This window comes from Pedobacter nototheniae (assembly GCF_004335085.1).
GTDB lineage: Bacteria > Bacteroidota > Bacteroidia > Sphingobacteriales > Sphingobacteriaceae > Pedobacter > Pedobacter nototheniae.
Genome location: NZ_RQRS01000080.1, coordinates 1 through 441 on the forward strand (window position 1 = coordinate 1; position 441 = coordinate 441).

Annotated in this window: 1 protein-coding gene; it reads right to left on the reverse strand. The window is 29.0% G+C overall.

Annotation, left to right across the window (positions count from 1 at the left end; translation table 11 throughout):
• Nucleotides 1–322 (reverse strand): FAD-binding protein (locus EHC72_RS22515; RefSeq protein WP_131539967.1); only part of this gene is annotated, 322 nt, incomplete at its 3' end.
• Between the last annotated feature and the right edge of the window lie 119 nt (nucleotides 323–441).

Below are 441 nucleotides of genomic sequence, written 5' to 3' on the forward strand. Positions count from 1 at the left end.
GAGTAACAAATTTAGTACCAGGTGTTACTGTTAAAAACCATCCTTTGGGAACAATAACACTTAGAATTTCTTCTAATGTAACTCCAGCTTCTGCTGTAAAAATCCCTTCCTTATCATTAAAATCTATAAACTTATTTAGACCTCTTGCTTGGATAATAGTACCAACATTATTCAGACATACATCACCATAACTTCTACCATTTCCATAAATGGTATAAGGGGCAATATTTTTTTTAAAAACTTCTGAAGTAATATCATTAACTTTAATACTACTTTCAATGTTTAAATTTGGAATCCTATTCCAAGAATATATTTGATTCATTTTTATTTATAGATAGTTTAAAGAAAACAATCAACAAAGAAAGAATACCAATCAAAACAGCAAACCATAACGTTACAACTCTAATAAACAAAGTCACCGCGATGGCTATTGGTTGATTT